This is a genomic window from Streptomyces eurythermus (genome assembly GCF_014649115.1).
Classification (GTDB): Bacteria; Actinomycetota; Actinomycetes; order Streptomycetales; family Streptomycetaceae; genus Streptomyces; species Streptomyces eurythermus.
This window is the reverse complement of record NZ_BMSK01000006.1, coordinates 167342-188312: the sequence shown is the minus strand read 5'-3', so window position 1 is coordinate 188312 and position 20971 is coordinate 167342. Positions and strand designations below refer to the sequence as shown.

Below are 20971 nucleotides of genomic sequence, written 5' to 3'. Positions count from 1 at the left end.
TACGTGGCACTGACCGACGAGGCGATCGCGAAGATCCGGTCCCTGATCCAGTCCGGTGAACTGCCGCCCGGTGCGCGCCTGCCACCCGAACCCCAGCTGGCCGCCCAGATGGGCTTGTCCCGCAGTGGCGTGCGGGAGGCGGTGAAGGTCCTGGAGTCGGCCCGCGTGCTCGACGTGCGCCGCGGTGACGGCACATACGTCACCAGTCTCGCCCCGCGCCTGCTGCTGGAGGGGCTCGGCGTGGCCGTGGAACTGCTGCGCGACGACACCCTGCTGGAAGTCATGGAGGTCCGCCGTCTGCTGGAACCGATGGCGACGGGCCTGGCCGCGGTCCGGATGCGCGAGGAGGACCTGGACGCCCTGGGCAAGATCCTGGAGGACATGCGCGCTGCCCGGGACGACGCCGAACTGCTGATCCGGTACGACACGGCCTTCCACCGCACCGTCATCGCCGCCACCGGGAACGAGACGCTGACCTCGCTGCTGGAGGGGCTGTCCAGCCGGACCATCCGGGCCAGGGTGTGGCGCGGTCTGATCGAAGGCAACGCCTCGCACGTCACCCTCGCCGAGCACGAGGCCATCTACAACGCCCTGTGCGCCCGCGACCAGTTGCTCGCACAGTCCACCGCCATGCTGCACGTCAACACCTCGGAAGTGTGGCTGCGCACGGTACTGGCCCACTCCTCGGAACCGGACAACGGGTAGGGTCCGGCCCGCCTGCGGGTCGCGCGGGACTCGGCCGCGATGGGCCTGCCGGCCGTGCACCAGGAGCAATCCCGGCCGCGTGGACGGCGTGCCCCGGATCCACACCAATCACCGCAGGACCGATTGACGCAGTGACATGACCATGCAACGCTGCGTGGGAGCGCTCCCACTCCTGTCCCGTCCAGCCCAGGAGCAGCCCATGGCCTCCCCCTCCCCCACCGTCCTGCGTCGTTGTCGCGTGGCGGCCGTCAGCCTGGTGACGGCGCTGGCCCTCGCCGGCACACTGACCGACGCCACCGGAGCCGCGGGGTTCACGCGTACCGGAGCGGCGCCCACCGTTGCCCTCGCCGACTCCCCGGTCCGGGTCAACCAGGTCGGGTACCTCCCGGACGGCCCGAAGCGCGCCACCGTCGTCAGCTCGTCGGCTCAGCCGCTGGCGTGGCAGCTGGTCGACGCCTCCGGCCGGACCGTCGCCTCCGGCTCCACGGCTGCGCGCGGCACCGACGCGGCGTCCGGCGACTCCACCCATCTGGCCGACTTCACGTCGTACAAGGGCACCGGCAAGGGCTTCCGCCTGGTGGTGGACGGGCAGAGCAGTCCGGCGTTCGACATCCGTGCCGGCCTCTACAGCCCCCTGTTCTCCGACTCGATGTCCTTCTTCTACCAGCAGCGCAGCGGCACTCCGATCGAGCCCTCCCTCGCCGGGGCGGCCTACGCGCGGCCGGCCGGGCACCTGGGCGTGGCCCCCAACACGGGTGACACGCAGGTGCCCTGCCAGGCCGGTGTCTGCGACTACTCCCTCGACGTCCGCGGCGGCTGGTACGACGCCGGCGACCAGGGCAAGTACGTGGTGAACGGCGGCATTTCCACCTGGCTGCTGGTCAACTCCTACGACCGTGCGGCGCGCGCCGGCACGGCCAAGGCCCTCGGTGACTCCACACTCCGGGTCCCCGAGCGGGGCAACCGCGTGCCCGATGTGCTCGACGAGGCCCGCTGGGAGCTGGAGTTCCTGCTGCGCATGCAGGTGCCGGACGGGCGGCCGTACGCCGGCATGGCCTTCCACAAGATCCACGATGCCAACTGGACGGCGCTGCCCACCCGTCCCGAACAGGATCCGCAGCCGCGCGAACTGCACCGGCCCTCCACGGCGGCCACCCTCAACCTCGCGGCGACGGCCGCGCAGTGCGCGCGGGTGTACGCCCCGTTCGACCGGGCGTTCGCGGCGCGCTGCCTGACCGCCGCACGCAAGGCCTGGGCCGCCGCCGAGGCCAACCCCGGCATGATCGCGCCGGACTCCGACAGCACGGGCGGCGGCGCGTACGGCGACGGGCAGGTGAGCGACGAGTTCTACTGGGCGGCGGGCGAACTGTACGCGACCACCGGGGAGAGGACGTACCGCGACGCCGTCACCTCCTCTTCCTGGCACACGTCCCCGGACGCGTTCACCTCCTTCGGCTTCGGGTGGGCCGAGACCGCGGCCCTCGGCCGTCTCACCCTCGCCACCGTGCCGAACCGGTTGCCGGCCCCGGATGTGGCCCGGCTGCGCGCCTCCGTCGTCTCCGCCGCCGACGGCTATCTCACCACCTTGAGCAGCCAGGGCTATCCGGCCACGATTCCCGCGTCGGCGTACGTCTGGGGCTCCAACAGCCAGGTCGCGAACAACGCCCTCGTCATGGGGGTCGCCTATGACCTGACCCGGCAACGGCGTTACCGTGACGGCGCCGTCGAGGCGATGGACTACCTGCTGGGCCGCAATGCGCTCGGGACGTCCTACGTCACCGGCTACGGCACCCGGTACTCCCACAACCAGCACCACCGGTTCTGGGCGCACCAGTACGACGCCTCGCTGCCCAACCCGCCTGCGGGCTCCCTGGCGGGCGGACCCAACAGCGCCCTTCAGGACCCCGTGGCCGAGGAGCGGTTGCCCGGCTGCAGCCCGGCGGCCTGCTACGTGGACGACATCGGCTCGTACTCGACCAACGAGGTCGCCATCAACTGGAACGCTCCCCTGGCCTGGCTGGCCGCCTTCGCCGCCGAGCACCGGCACGACTCCTGAGCACGCGCCGTCGGTTCGCACCGTGGGGGTACGGCCCGCCGCCCAGGTCGACGCTCACGTACGCCTGGGCGGCGGTCAGGAGGACCCTTCCGCGGACACTCCCTACCCGTGGAAGGCCGCGACCTCTTCGAGCGCGGCCCGCTCGGTCGTGACGTGGTTCACGGGCGCGGCCTCGTCGGCGTACCCGAAGGAAATGCCCACGAGCAACTTCCCTGTGGTGACCGAGAGTTCGGCGCGTACCGTGTCGGCGTAGAAGCTCAGCAGCCCCTGCGGGCAGCTCGCCACGCCGTACGCGGTCATCGCCAGGAGCAGCGTCTGCATGTAGGCGCCGGCGTCGGCGGCCAGCCGGGGCCCGCCGTCCCCGGTGACGAACAGGAACGCGGCGTGGGGCGCGCCGTAGAAGCGCAGGCTCTGCGCGTCGTAGGCCGCTCGCGCCTCGTGATCGTCGGGGCCGATGCCCAGCGCTCCGTACAGTCGGGCGCCGAACGCCGCCCGGCGCGCCTGGTGCACCTGTGCGTACATGTCCTCGGAGTACGGGAAGTCGACCGAGGTGCGGTGTGCGGCGTGGGCCGCCTGCAAGGCGTCCGCGAGGCGCTCGCGCGCGGCGCCGCTGACCACCTCCACCCGCCACGGCTGCGCGTTGGAGTTGGACGGCGCGGCGCCGGCCAGCGAGAAGATCGCGCGCAGCGTGTCCTCGGGCACCGCGTCCGGGCGGAACGCGCGGGTCGCGTGACGGCCGCGTATCAGCTTCTCCGCGCAGCCGCTCAGCTGGGTGGGGACCAACAGGCTCATGGGGCACTCCTCGACAGCATGATGTAAACGTGACCGTTTACTTTGTGGATGCCACGGGACCCTAGCAGACGCCGCCCGGCGAGGTAAACGGAGACGTATACTTGGTGCATGAGTGCGACGACTACGGCCTCCGGGGGGCGCGGGCGTGGCGGGCGGGAGCGCATCCTGGCCGCCGCCGCCCGGCTGTTCGCGGTCCAGGGGATCAACGCGACCGGCATGGAGCAGGTCGCCGAGGCGGCACCGGTGTCCAAGCGGACGCTCTACGCGCACTTCCGGACCAAGAGCGACCTGGTGATCGCCCACCTCCAGGACCTCGCCTCGTCGGGGGCGACCCTGGAGAGCGTGCTGACCCGCGAGGACATCCCGCCGCGGGAGCGGATCCTCGGGCTGTTCGACCAGCCCTCGCCGGAGGCGGAAACGGTGCGCGGGTGCCCGTTCATCGATGCCGCGGCGGAGTTCCCCGACCCGGACAGCACGGTCCACTCCTACGCCCGCGAGCAGAAACTACGCATGGTGGGGCTGGTCACCGCGCTGGTGACGGAACTGGGCTGCCGTGAACCGGCCACCCTCGCCGAACAGTTGGTCACCCTCGCGGACGGGGCGGCCAGCCGGGCCATGGTGCTGGGGGACCCGGACTACGGCCGGCACGCACGGGCGGCAGCGGAGACCCTTCTCGCCCACTCCCTCGCCGGGTGACCCAGCGGCCTCCGGCCGCAGGCCCTTCCGCTTGTTCGTAAAACGGCGCGCGGCCCGGCGGTGCCGGCCGGGCCGGTCACCCCGGGCCCGGAAGCGCGCCCGGGGCGCTCGGTGGCGGGGACGCGGGTACGGGCGGTCAGCCGGTCGTGGCGGGGGGTGCACCGAGGGGGGAGCGGTACCGGTCCAGGATGCCCTCGACGGTCCTCATCAGCCGGTTGTCCGCCTGGTCGATGCTTCCGTTCTGCGTGCTGACCTGCGCGCCTTCGAGTACGAAGGTGATCTCGGCCGCGGCCTGCCGAGGGTCGGTCAGCCCGGCCTCGGCGCACATGCCGACCAGTCTGCGGGTCTGGCGGGCCTTGTGCTCCTCGATCACCTGCCGTGCGGGGTGGGAGCGGTCGGGCAGTTCGGCGAGGGAGTTGATGAACGGGCAGCCCCGGTGCGAGATGGCCGGCAGCCCTTCGGCGATGAAGCGGGCCAGGCCGAGGATCTGCTCCCTGGGCCGGCCCGGGTGTTCGGCCTCGGCCCGGTCGAAGGCCGCCTGGTAGTCGGCGGCGACGATCCGCAGCCACTCCGCGACCAAGGCGTCCTTGGTCTCGAAGTGCCGGTAGATCGCCATTTTGGTGGTCTCGGCCCTCTCGGCGATCGCCTGGACGCTCACCCGCCGGATTCCCTCGCTCTGGAAGAGCTCTTCCGCCGCGTCGAGGATGCGCTCACGAGGTGGCAGTTTGGCCACCCTGCCCGGCCTTCTGGCGGTCGCTTCCATGACTACTCCGTGACGTCCGGTCCGGCTGTCGGGCCCCGCGCCCACCGCTACGGTACCAGCCCGTTCCATGCGATACCGTTCGGTCTCATCCAAGACCCATCGGTATCGTTCTGCCCTGCTGGGAGTGACAGTGAGGATTTCCGAGTACGTGAGCTTCGACGCGGTCGGGCTCGCGGAGCTGATGGCCAAGGGCGAGGTGCCCCCCGCCGAAGTGGAGACAGCCGCGCGGGAGGCCGCACAGGCGGTCAATCCGCGGATCAACGCCATCGTGGAGACATGGCCGGCCGACGACGTGCCCGACCCTGGCAGCGCACCGCTGGCCGGGGTGCCTTTCCTGATCAAGGACATCGGAGTCGCCATGGCCGGCAGGCGCATGGAGTTGGGCAGCCGCCTCGCGGCCGGCAATGTCGCGCGCGCCGACTCCTCCCTGATGACGCGCTTCCGCCGGGCCGGCCTCGTGACGTTCGGGCGTACCGCGACACCGGAGATGGCCTACAGCATCACGACGGAACCACTGCTGTACGGCGCGGCCCGCAACCCGTGGGACCGGGAGCGGAGCGCGGGGGGATCCAGCGGGGGCGCGGGCGCGGCTGTCGCCGCCGGGGTGGTCCCGATCGCACACGGCACCGACGCCGCCGGCTCACTGCGCATCCCGGCCGCCTACAACGGCCTGTTCGGACTGAAGCCCACCCGTGGCCGGGTCTCCATGGGCCCCGACTTCGACGAGGTCTTCAACGGCCTGGCCGTGCACGGAAGCCTCAGCCGCACCGTACGCGACAGTGCCGCACTGCTCGACCGGATCAGCGGCCCGGAACCGGGCGACCCCTACTCCGCGCGGCAACCGTCCCGGCCGTACGCGGAGGAAGTCACCCGCCCTCCGGGCTCGCTGCGGATCGGTGTGCTCCCGCAGGCGTGGGGCGGCCGCCGCACCACCCCGCCCGTGGCCGACGCCCTCTCCCGCACCGTGCGCCTGCTCGAATCCCTCGGCCACCGGGTGGAGGAGGCGGAGGCCGGCCTCGGGGCCCACTGGGAGGAGTTCGTCCTGGCCAACGCCCGTCTGATGGCGGCGAACCTGACGGCCCAGATCGACGAACTGGCCACCGCCTTCGGCCGGCCGGTCGACTCCTCCACCCTCGAAGCGCCCACCCTCGCCGGCTACCACTACGGGCAGCGGGTCAGCGGCGCCCAGTTCGTCACCGCCCTCACCATCCGGAACCGGGTCGCCCGAAGCCTGGCACGGTCCTTCGACGTCCACGACATCCTGCTCACCCCCACTCTGCCGGAACCGCCCGTCCCCCTGGGCACCTACGCCGAGGGAGCGGAGGCGCTGGACGGCCTCGGCTGGATCGAGCGCCTCAACGACCGCTCACCCTTCACCATGGCGTTCAACGTGGCGGGCACGCCCGCCATGTCCGTACCCGTGACGGCCGACGCCGAGACGGGGCTCCCGATCGGTATGCAGTTCGCCGCGGGTCACGGACTCGAGGGCCGCCTCTTCCGCCTCGCCGGCCAACTGGAACAGGCGAGCCCCTGGTCGGGCCGCACCCCCACGGTGTGGGCGGCAAGTCCCACCCGGCCCTGAGAAGCGCCCCTGAAGCGCCGGGAGCCCATGGGCGAGGATCGTCCACCGCGAGACGGGGAGCAACACGTCGCGCATGCCACCCCGGGCTTCTGGCACCCCGGGCGGCGGGCGGTTGACCGTCGATTTAACTGCAACTAGCTTGGTTTCAGTTAGCCATGGGCGGTGACGGGAGCAGGAGTTGACGGGGCTCAGCAGCCGGAGCGCGGTCGCGGTGCACGCGCTCGCGATGCTGGCGCACCGGCGCGGAGGCGCGCTGACCTCCGCGGAGATCGCGGACAGCCTGGACAGCAATCCAGTCCTCGTGCGGCGCGTCCTCGGGCGCTTGCGAGACGCCGACCTGGTGCGGTCCGCCGAGGGCCGGGGCGGCGGCTGGTCCCTGGCCCGCGACCCTCGGGACATCACGCTCCAGGACGCGTACGCCGCCGTCGAGGACGGCCGGATCTTCTCGCGGCACACCCGTCCGCCCAGCACGGCGTGCGAGATCGGACGCCATATCGGCGACCTGCTCGACGCCGAGTTCCGATACGCGGAGCGAGCTCTGGAGCGAGAACTCGGCCGGACGACGATCGCCGGCCTGCTGCGGCGGATACTGGCCCGCGACAGCGAGGCGAAGGATCACTGATCGAGCGGTGACGCACACACGTGTGTCACGACGCATGACTCGGCCTGCGCGCCAAGAGGAGAGCGATGCCTCAGGAATCCGGAACGACCGTGAATGCCGGGGCTCGCGGCCCCGCGATCCACGACCTCGTGATCAGGCGCGCACATGTCTTCGACGGCCACCAGGCGCTCGCCGGCCTGTACGACATCGCCATCGACGGTGAGGAGATCGCGTCCGTCTCGGCCGAGCCACTCAGGGGCAGACGAGAGGTGGACGCGGCCGAAGGGTGGGTGATGCCGGGACTGATCGACACGCACATTCACCTCTACGACGTGCACGCGGTCTCCGGTCCGGACTCGATGCGGGCCTTCGAGGAGCACGAACTCCCCGGAAAGCTCGGGCTGTTCCTCGACCACGGGATCACCACCGTCAAGTCGGTGGGCGATCCGACGGACGGAATCCTGGACACGCGGTCCAAAATCGCCGCGGGCGCCCTCAGAGGCCCGCGACTGCTGGCGACCGGCTGCGGCATCACCGGACGCGACGGGCATCCCGCCGTCACGGTCTTCGGCGACAACCCGTGGGCGCGCGAACGTTTCACGGGAGAGGTCGACAGCGTGCGGCAGATCCGCGACCTGGTGCACCACCTCGCCGACCGCGAGGTGGACGCGATCAAACTCCTGTCGGAAGGCGCGTGCGCGCACTCCGGCGGACCGGGGTACCTCTGGCGGAATCCCGTCTTCCCGGACGGTGTCGAGCTGATACGACTCCCCGTCGAGCTTCTGCGCGCGGGGATCGAGGCCGGTCACGAGCGGGGTCTTCGGGTGACCGTCCACACCACCCAGCAGGCCGCGGCCCGGGAGGCGATCGAGGCGGGGGCGGACGGTCTGGAGCACGGTGTCACCGTCGAGCCCCTCACCGACCACTCGCTCATCGACCTGATGCTGGAACGCGGTATCACCTACACGCCCACGCTCTGGATCGACGACGCCCACCCGGACGCCCGTGGCAACCTCAAGAAGGTCGCCGAGGCCGGCGTGCACATCGCGCTGGGCAGCGACACCTTCAGCGGTCGGGGCCTGTTCGGGGCCAACACGCTGGAGGAGGCCGAACTCATGGTGGCGGCCGGGATGACGCCCGCGCAGGTGCTGGCCGCGGGCACCAGCGGCGCCTCGCGGCAGTGCGTCCGCCCCGACCTCGGCGCGGTGGCCCCCGGCAAGCGCGCCGACCTGCTCGTACTGAACTCCGATCCCACTGCGGACATCGGCAGCGTCCGTGACCTCGGCATGGTGATCCTGAACGGCGAACTCACCGTCGGCAAACGCGACCTTGACCTTTGAGCCCGGGCCTCGAACGGCGTCCCGTGCGTGATCACCCCGGTCGCGGAATCGCTCAGGCTTCCGGGGGGCCGCTCTCGTTCGGCCGCCACAGCCAGCGCAGAGCGTCCGGCAACAGGACACCGCCGTGGTTCGGGCTGTGTCCTCCGTCCCCCAGGACAAGACGGAAGTCGTAGCCCGCTTCAGCGAGGGCGGCCGCCACGCGCAGGTTCTCGGCCAGCCAGTTCCGCCGTGGCTCGTTCCAGCGCAGGTCGCGGTGGCCGCCTTGCGCTACCACGCGGCGGTGAAGGCACAGTTGCCGCGTTGCGGTTCTTACGGTTCTCCGCACCGGGGAAGACACCGGGATCGACGAACACGCCGATGGTCACGGGGATGTCGCCGCGATGAACGAGGTTGTCCAGGACGATCGCGCCGCGCACCTCCCCCGCGGGGTCCAGGTACCACCATCCGTCCTGGAACACCACCAAGGACGCCGGTTCCGCCGGGTCGTACCGTGCGGGCACGTGCACCCAGAACTTCCGGACGGTTCCCGGGTAGACCTCACTGTCACTCGTACGGGTGGTGTTCGGCCGGTGTGGGGCGCGCGTGGGTGTCGATGTCGGCGCACAGCGTGGTGTCCGTTCCCGGCGGCGGGCCGGTCCGGCATTCCCTCGGCGACCTGTCGAAAGGAGACCTTTCGAGATCACTCGCGTCTCTCCACCCGCGCGGGAAATTCCATGTTTGAGAAGCCCGGTGTCCGCTTTGCGGAGTTCTGAAGATCCGCACGGACAGCGCACGTTGATGGACGTCGCGAAGTGGGCGCTGCTAGCATCCCACCGCACCGATGATTCAGCGTTCCACCGATGATTCAGTTCCCTCGATGAGTGATTCATCGATGTTCGGCGAGGATTGACCACCCTCCCTCATTCGACTCCATTCCTTTCAGGGCTCAGTCAGACGAAGTACGGGGGGCTCCGTTGACTCATGTCTCTCTCGTGTCCTCTTTTCTCCGGCACGGGTACGTCCGTGTGAGAAACGCGCTCGACCTCAGCCCCGGATCGCGACTCCAGGTATTTTTCGAGACCACGCTCCGCAGGGAGGGGCTCACCGTGGACGGACGGCTCACGGTGCCGCCCGGTGTCACCTCGCTGCCCCCGACCCGCGTCGCCGACCTCGCCGACGTGGCGCCCACACTCTGGGCGGCCGTGTGCGCCCTGCTCGGCGGAGCCGGCCGGATCAAGCGGCCGGCCCGGCTCGGCAACGCCCTGATCTGCAACTTCCGTACCACCGGGCTGGCCGACAGCTGGCACGTGGACGGTGACTTCTTCGTGCACCATCCGGACAGTCCCGAACAGGCGCTCCTGCTGTTCGTGCTGTGGACCGACGTGGAGGAGGGCGAAGGCGCCACGCTCGCGGCCCCCTCGGCCACCGCCGGCATTCTCCGGCACCTGGCCCGCCATCCGGCCGGGCTGACCAGCGCGCACATTCCCGCCCGGGACTTCGTCGGGGACCCGGGGCGGCACCTCTCCCTGACCGGAAAGGCGGGTGACGCCTGGATCCTGCACCCACTGACCGCTCATCAGTCGGCACCCAATCCCCGAGGCCGGCCCCGGTTCATCTCCAATCCGGTCGTGGCACTCGAATCACCGATGAACCTCGCCGACGGACCGGCCCCGAAAAGTCCGCTCGAAGAATTGACCCGCCGTCTCCTCGGGCGGCCCTGGACCCCGCACGCGGACGCGGTGCGGCACACCTTCGTCCCCGGACGCATCGGCCGCTGGGACGGCGAGGGAACCTACACCGACCGCTCCTCCGTGCCTTCGCCGTGAAGTCACGAAGTCACGAAGTCACGAGATCACGAAGGCGTGAAAGCCGTGGAAGCCGTGACGACGCAGAAAAGATGACGTCGTAAAAACCGTGACGTCGTAAAACCGTGAAGGCCGGACCATTTCCCGGAACGGGACGAGGTGAGCCCATGCACCCACGCAATCCCGCACCCCCGCCCGATACTCCCCATACCCCCGATACCCCCGATACCCCCGCCACAGCCGATGCCCCGGACACCGCCCCCTCCTCACCCCGCGTCCTGCTGGTCAACCCGCCGCTGTGGAACCCGTACGCGCCTCATCTCGCCGTACCCCTCCTGCTGGCCGTGCTGCGCCGCCACGGGGTGGCCGCCCGCGCGCTCGACCTGTCCGCCGAGACGATGCGCCACCTGCTCAGCCGGGAGGGGGCCGGCGAGTACGCGGCCCACCGGTCGGAGACGTTGACCGGCCGGGCCCTCGACCAGTTCGAGGCGGCGCGGTCCGCCGTGGACCGCGCGGCGGCGTTCCTGCGCTCGCCGGCCTCCGTGGAGGACATCGACGGCCACCGGGCCGCCACCGCCGTGTGCCATGCCGTCCTCGACGGCATGGCCGCCCTCACCCCCGGTTCCCGGCTGAGCTTCGACCGGTTCGACCTGCGCCACCGCCCCGTCTCCAGCGCGCAGGTGATGCGCGCGGTCACCGACCCCGTGCACAACCCGTACCTGCACGTCTTCGAACGCGTCCTGGTGCCCCGGCTGCGCGCGCTGCCGGACCTCGAAGTGGTCGGGCTGTCGGTGTCCGCCGACTCCCAGCTCATCGCCGCGCTGACGGCCGCACGGCTGGTCCGGCGCGAGCGGCCCGGCGCGCACATCACCCTCGGCGGCAACTTCGTCACCCGGATCGCCGACCGGCTGCGGCCGGGGCACCCGTTCTTCACGCTGGTGGACTCCCTCGTGTGCTACGAGGGCGAGGAGTCGGTCGTGGCCCTCGTGGACCGGCTGCTCGCGGGCCGGACCCCGCACGGTGTCCCCGGCATCGTCGTACCCGACGGTGACGCCCTGCACCGCTGCCCGCCCGTGACCGCCTCGCTCGGCGAGCTGCCCGTGCCCGACTTCACCGACCACCCGCTGACCGACAGCTACCTCGCGCCCGGACCCGTCCTGCCGGTCATCGCCTCCCGCAGCTGCGCCTGGAAGTGCGCGTTCTGCGCGATCCCCTTCGCCTCGGACGCGTTCCGGATGCGCGCCCCTGAGGCGGTCGTCGCGGAGCTGGACGAGCTGCACCGGCGCCACGGCATCCGGCACTTCCAGTTCGTGGACGAGATCCTGACCGTCCGCAGCATGCGCGGCCTGGCCCGCGGGCTGGCCGGCCGCGACTACCGCTGGTACGGCGAGACCCGCTTCTCCCCCACCATCGACCGCCGTCTGACCGACGCGCTGTACGCGGCCGGCTGCCGCCGGCTGGACCTGGGGCTGGAGTCGTACAACCAGGACGTCCTCGACCGTATGCGCAAGGACATCAAGGCGTCCTGGATCGCGCCCAATCTGGACGCGCTGCTCGCGTCCGGCATCAGCGTCCACCTCTTCGGGATCGCCGGGTTCCCCGGCGAGGCGCGCTGGCAGACGGCCCGCACCGTGGAGTTCGCGGCCGCGACCCTCGCCCGGTCGCGGGAGCGGTACGGCGTGCCGGACAGCACCTTCGGCATCGGCCCGTTCGTCCTGGACGCGCTGTCCCCGGTGGCCGCCGCCCCGGAGGAGTACCAGGTGCGCCTGGAGCCCCCGGGCCCGGGCGAGGACCTCCAGATGGCGCTGCGTTACGACTACGTCGGCCCCTTTCCGCAGCCGCGCGGCGCGGAGGACCGGGACATCGCCGCCCGGGCGGACCGCGTCCTGAGCGGCTCCCCCGACTCCGCGGACCGCCCCGCCGAGGAGGTCGTCTTCCTGCGGGCGGACTCCCGCCGGGGCCACCGGGCCGCCCCGCCCCGAGTGCCCTGCCCGGGGACCCGCTGGGACCACATGGCGCTGCGGCCCGCCGGCGGCTGGGTCATCCGGCTGCGCGACGGCGACCGGACCCTCCTCTACGAACCCCGGGAAGGAGCCCTCTTCAGCCTGCCGAGCAGACTGCTGGACGCGCTGCCCGGGCGCGCCGTGGACGTCTGCCGGGACCAGGCCGAACACAGGCTGCTGCGGGCCGCGCTGCACCACCGGTGCTTGGAAGCCGCCGGCCCGGACGCCCGGTCGCTGACCTCGGCGGCCCAGCTGACCGGTGACCTCCTGCTGCGTCTCGCGCCGGGCGCCCGCCTCGTCCACGAGGGCACCGACACCCTCCTGACCTCCTGGATCACCGGGCAGCGCCTGCGCCTGTCCGCCTCCGGGGCCGCCGCCGCCCGGCTCCTCGCCGACGCGAGCGCAGGCGCCGGCGCGGGCAAGGGCGCCGACACCGCCGAAGACGTCGGCTGCGACAGCGACGGCCTGCGGTGGGCCGAGCTGGCCGCGCGTTGCGCCCCGGGATCCGTACCGCGGCTGCGCGCCTTCGTGTGGCGGCTGCTGATCGCCCGGTTCCTGTCCGTGGAGACCCCGGACAGGTCAGCGCACCGAGTAGCCGGAAGGAGGTGAACCCATGGCAGAGGAGCAGACGGACACCGCCGCGGCGGAGGTCGAGTTCGAGGACGACGGTTTCTTCGAGCCCACGATCGAGGAGGCCATCATGGCCTCCGGCCTGCACAAGCAGTTCGTCGTGGACTGATCCGCCCGCAGGGGCCGGGTCCGGTGCACCGGGGCCAAGCCGGTGCACCGGACCCGCGCCACCCCTCATCATCGCGCACCATTCGCACGACGTCACTCGCACCGCCGGACGGCACGGAGGGACCCCCGGATGACGCCAAGCCCCGCACCCCTGTCGCTGACGCCGGTCGTGCGCACCGCGCCGGCGGCCACCGTCGCCGTGGTCTCGCTGCCCTTCTTCACCCCCTTCGCGACCTGTTACCCGGCCGTGCTCATCACCCGGCGGCTGCGGCAGCTCGGCTGCCGGGCCCGGTTCCTGCCGGCGCACATGGAGTTCTACGCCTTCGCGCGCGGCCGGGGCCTGCCGGAGAGCGCGTACAAGCTGTTCACCAACCGGCACTTCGCCTCCGACGTCGCCCTGCTGCCCCTGTGGTCGCCGCCGGCCCCCGCCCACCGGGCCGAACGCGCCGAGCTGTCCCGGACCGAGATCCTCGCCGGCGCCGAGGACGAGACGCGGCTGCGGGAGCTGTTCGACGCGTATCTGGACCGGCTGGCCGAACGCCTGGTGGGCACCGAGGTGCTGTGCCTGACCAGCACCCACTTCCAGTTGCTGCCCAGCCTGCTGCTGGCCCGCCGCGCGGCCCGCGCCGCCCGGGCCAGGGGTGTGCCCCGGCCGCGCGTGGTCCTCGGGGGGTACTTCGGCTCCTCGCAGGTGGCCCGGGACGTCCTCGACCGGCACGAGGAGGTGGACGTGGTGGTGTACGGGGAGGCCGAGGACGTCCTCGGCGACGCCGTGCACCACGCCCTTCAGGGGCGGCGCCGGCTCGTGGCCGGCCGGGCGCACACCTTCAAGGACGGGTACGCCGAGCAGTCCGCCCTCGTCGCGGCCGGGACGCGCCGGCCCTGGCTGCGCGACCGGCTGGTGGTGAGCCTGGAGCTGTCCCGCGGCTGTTACTGGGACCGCTGCGACTTCTGCAACTTCAACGACGCCTACGACGCCCGGTTCAAGATGCACGACCCGGCCCGGGTACTGGCCGAGATGGCCCACCTGGCCCGGACGTACGGGCAGCGCCGCTTCCAGTTCCTCGACACGGCGCTGCCCCCGCGTCTGACCCAGGCGCTGGACGCCTCCGGGGAGCGGCACGACTACCGCGTCTTCTGCGAGATACGGCCCGACTTCGGCCGGGAACGGCTGCGGCAGCTGGCCCGGCTCGGCCGGGTGACCGTACAGCTCGGCATCGAGACCCTGCTGGAGGACCATCTGGCGCTGATGGACAAGCGGCAGAGCGTCGAGGAGGGCGTCCGGATGCTCCGCGCGGCCCGCTCGCTGGGCATGCGCAGCGTGTGGGGCGTGATGATCGGCCATCCCAAGGAGACACCGGACCACCGCCGGCGCCTGCTCGCGGAGATCCGCGCACACCGCCGGGCGGGCCTGCCCGCGCCCAAGTACCTGACCGAGTGCGAGCTGCGCCCCGGCAGCGGGCTGTGGGACGAACGGGCCGCGCTCGGGCTGAGCGTGGAGTTTCCGTGGCGGATGTTCGACAGCCTCCTCAGTCCGCGGGAACACGCCTGCTCCCTGATCCCGAGCCGGGTGCGGGGCATGCCCTTCGAGGAGCCCGGCTACCGGGCCGACCGGCGGGCCATCAGCGAGGAACTCACCGCCTGGCAGCGCGAGCAGGGCATGGAGGCCGGTCTCGATGCCTGACCGCACGCACCCGGCCGTCCGGGCCCGCTTCCTCGGCACGACCGTGGACTTCCACTGCGCGCACCCCCGCGACGCCGGCCACCTGCGCTACTACCTCGACGACCACCTCGTACCGGAACAGACCTGCGAGGAGGCCGGGTTGAGCGTGCGGCTGGAAGCGGACGGGGACGGCTGCCTCACCGCCGCCCTCGGCACGGCGACACCCAAGCGCGTCTGGTGGCGCACGCCGGGCAGGCCCTGGCTGCTGTACGAGGAGTGGGGCGTCCAGGCCCGGTTGCCCTCGCCGGTGCCGCCCTTCGGCCTGCCGCCGCTGCGCGACCGGGTGCGCCTGCGGCACGGTGCCGCCCTGGCCGCCCCGGACGACGAGGGCCGGGCGCTGGCGGTCACCGGGGCCAGCGGCACCGGGAAGTCGGTCGTCGTCGCCCATCTGCTGCGCCTCGGCTGGCGGTTCGTCTCCGACGACCTGCTGGTGCTGGACCGCCGTACCAGGGGACGGCTGTACTACTACGGCCGGCCCGTCGGCGTCCGCGCGCGCAGCCTGCCGCTGCTGCCGTGGCTCGACGCCTCGCTGCTGGCCGGCGCGCCGTGTGTGCCCACCCGTTGGGGCAGCACCTGGATGGTGCGCCCGCAGCGACTCGGCCGCTGCGCCCCGCCGGACCGGCCGTACCGGCTGTCCTGGCGCCTGGATCTGGCCCGCGGCGACCGCTTCACCGCGCGCGCCGACGGGCCCGTCACGCGCGTCGCCTGGGACCCGCACCGGCACCTGGCGCCCCTGCTGGAGACGTGCGAACAGCTGACCGCGGGAGGGAACCGCCATGCCGGGTGACCCGGGCGCCGAGCGCGTCCTCGACTTCTTCGGCACCGTGGTCCGGGTGCGGTGCACGCCCGCGGACGCCGTGGACCTGGACTTCTTCTTCGGACCGCACCGGGCCCGGGACGGGGCGCGGCCCCGGTACCGGGTGGACCTGTCCGCCGGCGAGGGCGGGTTCCTGCGCTCGCTGCTGGCCAAGGACGACGTACCGAAGTCCTTCCGGCTGTCCGCGGAGCCCGGCGGCGACCTCGTCGAGGAGCGCCGCTTCACCCGCTGGTCCTCGGTGCCGTCACCGCTGCCGCCGTTCCGGGTCCTGCGGGACACGGTCGCCGCGGCGCAGGCCACGGTGCTGGTGCGCGCGGGCCGCTGCGTGGCCTTCCTCGGCGCACCGCACAGCGGCAAGACCAGCCTCGGCCTGGTGCTCCTCGCGCGCGGCTGGGCCCTGGCCTCGGACCAGTTGCTGGTGGTCGAGCGCGCCACCGGCGCGGCCCGGCCGTATCTCACGCCGGCTGGGGTGCGCGGCCGTACGCTGGCCGCGATGCGCGAGGGCGCCCTGGCCGGGCTGGAACAGCGCCGCTCCTTCTGCACGGTGAGCGGTGAGGTGGTGCTCGCCCGGCCGGAGGGCCTGGGCGCGGTCGTGCCCGTCGGGCGACGGCTGCGGCCGGTGCGCCTGGTCGCCGTGCGGCGCACCGGCACGTCCGCCCCGCCGGTGCTGGAGCCGGGCGGGCCGGTGCCACGGGTGTGGCCGGCCGGGGCCTGGTCGTGGCTGGAGGGCACGCTCGCGACCGACCGAGCACGAAGCCTGCTGACGCTGCCCGCCGAGGGCGGCGAGGAGGCGGGCGCGGACCTTGTGGAGGAGTACTTCGGTGCCTAGCCTGACCGTCGATCACGTCACCAAGCGTTACCGCACGGGGACGGAGGCCCTCATCGACGTCTCCTTCGCCGTGGAACCCGGCACCCTGCTGGCCGTGGTGGGCCACAACGGCGCGGGGAAGTCGACGCTGCTGAACATCGTCTCGGGGCTGATCCGCCCCACCTCCGGCACGGTCACCACCGGCATCGGGCGCGGCCGGATCATGTGGGCGCCCCAGCGGACCATGGTCGACTGGTCGTTGACGGTGCGCCAGAACATCGAGCTGGTGGCGCGGCTGACGGGCACGCCGGTCGCCGCCGTGGACCGGGTGCTGGAACTGCTGGACCTGGACAAGGTCCGCTCCCGGCAGGCCGAGTACATCTCGGGCGGGCAGTTGCAGCGCGTACAGATCGGACGGGCGCTGGTGGCCGACGCGGCCGTCTACGTACTGGACGAGCCGACGGCCGGTCTCGATCCGGCGGCCGGTGAGCTGGTGATGGAGCATCTGCGTGGCCGCGCCGCCGCGGGCAGTACGGTGCTGGTCTCCTCGCACGACCTGGACGCCGTCGAGCGGACCGCCTCCGACCTGGTCCTGCTGGACGAGGGCAGGCTGCGCGCCCATCTGCCCGTCGCGGAGTTCGTCCGCCGGGCCGGGGCCACGATGGAGGTGAACGTCGTGTTCGCCGAGCCGATGCCGGACGGCATGCCGGAACGGCTCGCCCGCGCACTGCCGGCGGAGTGGGCCCTGACGACGGCGGCGGACCGCGCGGGGCTGTCGGTGCGGGTGCCGCTGGCCACGGGGCTGCGCCCGGTCCTCGCCTGGCTGCCCTCCGAGCTGCGGGTGCAGGACCTCAGCGCCGAGAAGCAGTCCCTGCGCGATGTCTATCTCGCCCGTTACGCCGAACGCACGCCCGAGACCGAGACCGAGACCGAGACTGTGACGGTGCAGCAGTGAAGACCTCCCTGACGCTGGCCCGCTTCCACCTGCTCAGCGTGTGGAACTGGCGGACCAGCCACCTCAGCCGGGTCATCGAGGCCCCCGCCTACTTCCTCTTCATGGTCACCGGCCTGGACACCCTGGTGGCCGGTACCCGGGTCGACGGCATGGCCTACGACGACTTCGCGTACGCGGGCGTCCTCGTGGTGATCGCCGTACGCGCCCTGTTCTGGTGCATGGGCGACGTCGCCAACGACCGCAAGTGGGGCGTGTACGCGGTCGCCCGGACCACGGACGTGTCCTTCCCGCAGTACGTCGGCTCGATCCTGGCGGCGAACACCGTGGTCGCGACCGTGCAGATCGCGGCCATCTGCGTCCTCAAGCAGCTGCTGGGGCGCGGCAGTCCGGTCCAGGACCTGAGAATGGCGGGGCTGGCGGTCCTGGTGTGTCTGCTGACCGTGCTGACCGGATGCGCGCTGGGGTTCGGGATCAACAGCTACAGCAAGCGCGACCTGATGACGTCCCTGTTCAGCCTGCCGCTGGTCATGACGGCCCCGCTGTTCTACTCCCTGGACGGGCTGCCGCTGTTCATGCGGGCCCTGGCCGCGGTGAACCCGTTCACATACTGCGTACTGCTGGTCCGCTCCCCCGCCGCGGACAGCTTCCCCACCCAGGCGATCACGGGCTGCCTCGCCGCCGCGCTGCTGGTCCTGGGCGGCCTGTACCTGGCCGCCGGACGGCACGAACTCGCCTCCAACGAGCAGGGCTGACGCGGGGTGTACGCGTATGGGGAGCGTCGTCCGTCCGGTGTGCCGGAGCCGGTGGCGGTGCACGGGCTGCTGGTCGTCGGGGCGGCCGGCTACTGGTGGCAGGACGCGGAGAGCGGGGCCCGGCTGCTGCGCGGGGACGCTTCCGGGGTGAGCGAGGTCGCCTTGCCCGAGGGGCCCGACGGCCTCACGGTCCTCGCCGTCCACCCGGCCGAGGCCGGATCCGCCCCCGTCCCGCACGGCCGACCCGGTGCCGTCCCGCACGGCGGGCCCGCCGCCGTCCTGTACGGCCGTCCCGGCGGCGACTACGGCTATCTCACCGAGGCCGGCGCGCCGGACCGCGTGCTCGCCCGCCGTCCCGCCCTGGTCCGGCTGCCCCACGTGCCGTCGGCGACCGGCGGGCCGGCCGGGCCGGGCTTCCTCTACACCGGTTTCCCGCCGGACGCCCGTCTGGAGGATCCCCCGGTGGACGGGATCAGGGTCGCGCTGCACCGCACCGGTGAACCCTTCGCGCACGACCGGCCGGTGCCGCTCGGCGACGCCCCGGACGCCCTGGTCACCCTGGAGCCGACGGCCGACCCGGACGCCGTGCTCGTGAAGTCGACGGCACGCGGTGTGACGGCCCACCGGCTGCTGCGCCTCGCCCCCGGATCCGGCCGCCCCACCGTCACCGAACTGCCGGCGGCGTCCTCCCCGCGCACCCGCCTGGTCCTCGGAGCGCACCGCTGGTGGCGCGGCGAGGCGCTGGGCACGCCCCGCGCCGTCCTGTACGCCCTTCCGCCCGGCGCGACGCATCCGTCCGCCGGGGAACCGGTCGCCTTCCCGGACGGGACGGCACCGGCCTGGTTCTGGGGCACACGACAGGGGGTGGTCGTCCGTGCCGTGGTCGCGGGCGGGACCGAGGCCCTGTACCGGATCGACGGCGACAGCCCCGAGCCGCGCCTTCTCGCCCAGGGCGCGCCCGGGGACTCGTTCCCGGAGGTCACCGCCGCGCCCGACGCCGGCTGCGCCCTGTGGCTGAGGGTCGGCCGCCGGCCCGACGGCGGCACCGCCGGCCACGTCGAGCAGCTTCTGGACGGTACGCCGGCCCCGCGCACCCTCCGCGTGCTTCCCTGGCCGGCGTCCGCGCCCGGAACCACCCGGTTCTGCGCGGCGGGCGACGGCCACCGGCTCCCGGTGCGGGTGTCCGGCACCGCGGGGCCCGTCCTGCTGCTGGAGCACGGCGGGCTCACCGCCCTCGCCAACGCCCCGCTGGAACGCGCCCTGGAGGACCTGGCCCGCGCGGGACGGCTCACCCTGGCCCGGGCGGTGACCCGGTCGCTGGTCCCCGCCCATCGGGTGCCGGCCGGCGAGCGCGGGTACAACGACCTGCTGCACGCCGCCCGGTACCTGCGCGAGCACACCGGGCCCGGCCGGCCCCTGTTCGTCCTCGGGCACAGCATGGGCGCGGTCGGCGCCGCGCGCGCGGTCCTGCTGGAGCCCGGTTTGTTCGACGGCTGGATCCTGCGCTTCCCGGTCACCGACCTGGTCGGTTTCCCCTCGCTCGGCATCGGCCGGTATTGGACGGCCCTGCTCGGCGACCCGTCCCGCCCCGAGCAGCGCGCCGCCCTCGCCGCGCTGTCGCCGCTCCACCTGCCGCTGCCCGCCGGTCCGCTGCCGCCGGTGCTGATCCAGACCGGCACCCATGACACCCGGGCCGACGCCCGGCACGGCCGGCGCCTCGCCGAACGGCTGCGCGGCCGGGCGGCGGTGACCCTCAGCGGCTATCCGGTCGGCCATGTGGAGCGGTTCTGCCAGGCCGCCTCGCGCCGGGCCGTGGCCGAGGTGACGGCGTTCGTCCTGGACCGCGCCGCCCCTGGCCACGACCACGCCGTCTCCGCGCGCGACAGCGCCTGCGTCCACGACGGCACCCCCGTGCGCGAGGGCACCTCGGGCGCGCACGATCCCGCCGCCGTCGCCCGTGACCCCGAAGGAGCCTCGCCATGACCGTCACCGGCATCGACAACGCCTCCCTCATCGTCGTCGACGACGTCTACGCAGACTTCGAGCGTGCCCGGGCCGCCGCGCTGTCCCGCGCGTTCACCCCGCGCACGGACAGCGCCTTCGCCTACCGCACCGCGTCGGCGCCGCGCTGGATGGAGGAGGAGGCCATCGGCCGGATCTGCGAGGTGCTGGGTCCCGGCAGCCGGGCGGAACTGATCGCCAACCATCTGCACATGTCGACGGCGATGGACTGGAAGGTCAACCTGCACCGCGGCGCCCGGATCCACATCGACGAGGCCCGCTGGGCGGGCGTGCTCTATCTGAACACGGCGGAGCAGTGCCGCGGCGGCACCTCCCTCTACGCCCACCGCCGCACCGGAGTGCGTCACTTCTCCGAACTGCGCGGCCGTCCGGACGCCCAGGAGATCCTCGCCGACGGCGGTGACATCACCCGGTGGCAGGAGCTGCTCTCCCTGGCGATGGTGCCGAACCGGCTCGTGCTGTTCGACCCCGGCCAGTTCCACCAGGCCCAGGAGTACTTCGGCGACAGCAAGGCCACCGCCCGGCTGATCCACAACTTCTTCTTCCGGCACATCCCGGCACACTTCGACCCCGGCCGGGGAAAGACCGCGACGGACCGGGCCCCGGCAGACGGCTCGCCCTGATCGGGTCCTCCCTGTGAGTGACCCACCCACGTCAGGCCGGCGCCGCACCGCGTACTCGTCCGGATGAACGCACGCGTGGTCACACCGGCTCTCCGCTCACTCCTCCGACGGGCGGGGGCCCGCTGCCATGCCCGGCCGCGCGGTGCCCGTGGCCGCGCGGAGCCGCCGGCGGCTGCCCGGCGGGCTCACCGGACGCCGGCTTCCGTGTCGC

The 20971-nt window shown here is 72.7% G+C and carries 19 protein-coding genes; 16 read left to right on the top strand and 3 right to left on the bottom strand.

The genetic code is table 11. The features are described 5' to 3' along the window. The first annotated feature begins 3 nt into the window (after positions 1 to 3). Both IE251_RS13535 and IE251_RS13530 read left to right on the top strand, forming a co-directional pair. A complete protein-coding gene (locus IE251_RS13535; protein WP_189753148.1) occupies positions 4 to 705 on the top strand; it encodes a FadR/GntR family transcriptional regulator in 702 nt (233 codons plus the stop codon). A gap of 199 nt (positions 706 to 904) precedes the next feature. Beyond that, positions 905 to 2761 (top strand): glycoside hydrolase family 9 protein, encoded by a 1857-nt coding sequence (locus IE251_RS13530; RefSeq protein ID WP_307784862.1) that lies wholly within the window; start codon positions 905 to 907, stop codon positions 2759 to 2761. A 102-nt stretch (positions 2762 to 2863) separates the two neighbouring features. Here the strand turns inward: IE251_RS13530 and IE251_RS13525 are convergent, their stop codons facing one another. Continuing rightward, positions 2864 to 3553 (bottom strand): nitroreductase, encoded by a 690-nt coding sequence (locus IE251_RS13525; RefSeq protein WP_189753146.1) that lies wholly within the window; start codon positions 3551 to 3553, stop codon positions 2864 to 2866. A 108-nt stretch (positions 3554 to 3661) separates the two neighbouring features. Between IE251_RS13525 and IE251_RS13520 the strand changes: the two genes are divergently transcribed. Further along, a complete protein-coding gene (locus IE251_RS13520) occupies positions 3662 to 4249 on the top strand; it encodes a TetR/AcrR family transcriptional regulator (RefSeq protein ID WP_189753145.1) in 588 nt (195 codons plus the stop codon). A 136-nt stretch (positions 4250 to 4385) separates the two neighbouring features. Here IE251_RS13520 and IE251_RS13515 read toward each other — a convergent pair whose 3' ends face one another. Then, complete coding sequence (locus IE251_RS13515; protein WP_189753144.1) at positions 4386 to 5012, bottom strand: TetR/AcrR family transcriptional regulator; 627 nt, start codon at positions 5010 to 5012, stop codon at positions 4386 to 4388. Between the two features lie 130 nt (positions 5013 to 5142). Between IE251_RS13515 and IE251_RS13510 the strand changes: the two genes are divergently transcribed. The 3 genes from IE251_RS13510 (at position 5143) to IE251_RS13500 (ending at position 8535) form a co-directional block, all read left to right on the top strand. After that, positions 5143 to 6594, top strand: a complete 1452-nt coding sequence (locus tag IE251_RS13510) for an amidase (protein ID WP_189753143.1) — start codon at positions 5143 to 5145, stop codon at positions 6592 to 6594. Between the two features lie 178 nt (positions 6595 to 6772). Then, positions 6773 to 7216 carry an Rrf2 family transcriptional regulator gene (locus IE251_RS13505; protein WP_189753142.1) on the top strand — a complete coding sequence of 148 codons (444 nt, stop codon included), beginning with the start codon at positions 6773 to 6775 and terminating at the stop codon, positions 7214 to 7216. Positions 7217 to 7344: 128 nt separating this feature from the next. Continuing rightward, positions 7345 to 8535, top strand: coding sequence for an amidohydrolase family protein (locus tag IE251_RS13500; protein WP_229896738.1), 1191 nt, complete (start codon positions 7345 to 7347; stop codon positions 8533 to 8535). Positions 8536 to 8587: 52 nt separating this feature from the next. On the opposite strand, the gene IE251_RS40945 is transcribed toward IE251_RS13500, so the two are convergent. Next, on the bottom strand, positions 8588 to 8809 hold the full coding sequence (locus IE251_RS40945; RefSeq protein ID WP_229896737.1) for a hypothetical protein: 222 nt from the start codon (positions 8807 to 8809) through the stop codon (positions 8588 to 8590). A 586-nt stretch (positions 8810 to 9395) separates the two neighbouring features. Between IE251_RS40945 and IE251_RS13490 the strand changes: the two genes are divergently transcribed. The 10 genes from IE251_RS13490 to IE251_RS13450 all read left to right on the top strand — a co-directional run bounded on the left by IE251_RS13490 (position 9396) and on the right by IE251_RS13450 (position 20760). Beyond that, positions 9396 to 10340 (top strand): phytanoyl-CoA dioxygenase family protein, encoded by a 945-nt coding sequence (locus IE251_RS13490; protein ID WP_373301991.1) that lies wholly within the window; start codon positions 9396 to 9398, stop codon positions 10338 to 10340. Between the two features lie 146 nt (positions 10341 to 10486). After that, a complete protein-coding gene (locus IE251_RS13485; protein ID WP_189753139.1) occupies positions 10487 to 12931 on the top strand; it encodes a B12-binding domain-containing radical SAM protein in 2445 nt (814 codons plus the stop codon). A 4-nt stretch (positions 12932 to 12935) separates the two neighbouring features. Then, positions 12936 to 13061 (top strand): hypothetical protein, encoded by a 126-nt coding sequence (locus IE251_RS41700; RefSeq protein ID WP_267925859.1) that lies wholly within the window; start codon positions 12936 to 12938, stop codon positions 13059 to 13061. 129 nt (positions 13062 to 13190) lie between these two features. After that, a complete protein-coding gene (locus tag IE251_RS13480; RefSeq protein WP_189753138.1) occupies positions 13191 to 14744 on the top strand; it encodes a B12-binding domain-containing radical SAM protein in 1554 nt (517 codons plus the stop codon). Further along, entirely contained in the window at positions 14737 to 15570 is an 834-nt protein-coding gene (locus IE251_RS13475; protein ID WP_189753137.1) for a hypothetical protein, read from the top strand. The genes IE251_RS13480 and IE251_RS13475 overlap by 8 nt, the downstream gene beginning before the upstream one ends. Then, positions 15560 to 16429, top strand: a complete 870-nt coding sequence (locus IE251_RS13470; protein ID WP_189753136.1) for a hypothetical protein — start codon at positions 15560 to 15562, stop codon at positions 16427 to 16429. Before IE251_RS13475 ends, IE251_RS13470 begins: the two co-directional genes overlap by 11 nt. Beyond that, positions 16422 to 17363 (top strand): ABC transporter ATP-binding protein, encoded by a 942-nt coding sequence (locus IE251_RS13465; RefSeq protein ID WP_189753135.1) that lies wholly within the window; start codon positions 16422 to 16424, stop codon positions 17361 to 17363. Before IE251_RS13470 ends, IE251_RS13465 begins: the two co-directional genes overlap by 8 nt. Then, positions 17360 to 18115, top strand: coding sequence for an ABC transporter permease (locus IE251_RS13460; RefSeq protein ID WP_189753134.1), 756 nt, complete (start codon positions 17360 to 17362; stop codon positions 18113 to 18115). The genes IE251_RS13465 and IE251_RS13460 overlap by 4 nt, the downstream gene beginning before the upstream one ends. A 39-nt stretch (positions 18116 to 18154) precedes the next feature. After that, the gene (locus tag IE251_RS13455; protein ID WP_189753133.1) at positions 18155 to 20098 is read left to right on the top strand and encodes an alpha/beta hydrolase family protein; all 1944 of its coding nucleotides are present in this window, start codon (positions 18155 to 18157) and stop codon (positions 20096 to 20098) included. Next, positions 20095 to 20760: a DUF6445 family protein gene (locus tag IE251_RS13450; RefSeq protein ID WP_189753132.1), complete on the top strand. Its 666-nt coding sequence runs from the start codon at positions 20095 to 20097 to the stop codon at positions 20758 to 20760. Before IE251_RS13455 ends, IE251_RS13450 begins: the two co-directional genes overlap by 4 nt. Positions 20761 to 20971 lie beyond the last annotated feature (211 nt).